At 60.3% G+C, this 619-nt stretch carries 1 protein-coding gene; it reads right to left on the bottom strand.

Features of this window, described 5'->3' with window-relative positions; translation table 11 throughout:
- Positions 1-619: VCBS domain-containing protein (locus tag EDI28_RS26225; protein WP_199287512.1), on the bottom strand; the 619-nt coding region annotated here is incomplete at both ends.

The raw sequence follows: 619 nt of genomic DNA, 5'->3' as shown, positions 1-619 counted from the left end.
TCAACACAGTATCTTCTTTCACCGTGCCGGCATCGGCATCCGGTGTCGCTGGAGTAATAATAGCGCCATCATCGCTGCCGTTGATGGTGACAGTGACGGTGTGCTCGGTGCCATCGGCCGTGGTCACGGTGAACTCGCGATTAAGAGGATCGCTTGCCTCGGTCAGCGCCTGCACCTCCGCCGAACCGTTGTTCAGCGCGTAGCTCCAGGTACCGTCAGTACCGATTTTGAACGTACCGAAATTGCCGTCGGTCACGGTCTTCGCATCAAACACCGCCTCGCCTGCATCCGGGTCGACCACGTCCAGCTTGCCGCCGGTGGTCAGGATTGTGTCTTCTTTCACCGTGCCTGCATCGGCATCCGGCACAGAAGGTGTGATCACGGCGCCGTCGTCGCTGCCGTTGATGGTGACAGTCACGGTGTGCTCGGTGCCGTCGGCAGTGGTGACGGTAAACTCGCGATTAAGAGGAGCACTGGCCTCGGTCAGTGCCTGCACCTCCGCCGAACCGTTGTTCAGCGCATAGCTCCAGGTACCGTCTGTACCTATCTTGAACGTACCGTAGTTGCCGTCGGTGACAGTCTCGGCCGTAAATACCGCCTCGCCCGCATCCGGGTCGGC

This window comes from Photobacterium chitinilyticum (assembly GCF_004104355.1).
Lineage (GTDB): Bacteria > Pseudomonadota > Gammaproteobacteria > Enterobacterales > Vibrionaceae > Photobacterium > Photobacterium chitinilyticum.
The sequence above is the reverse complement of the archived record's forward strand: the minus strand, read 5'-3'. Positions and strand labels throughout refer to the sequence as shown.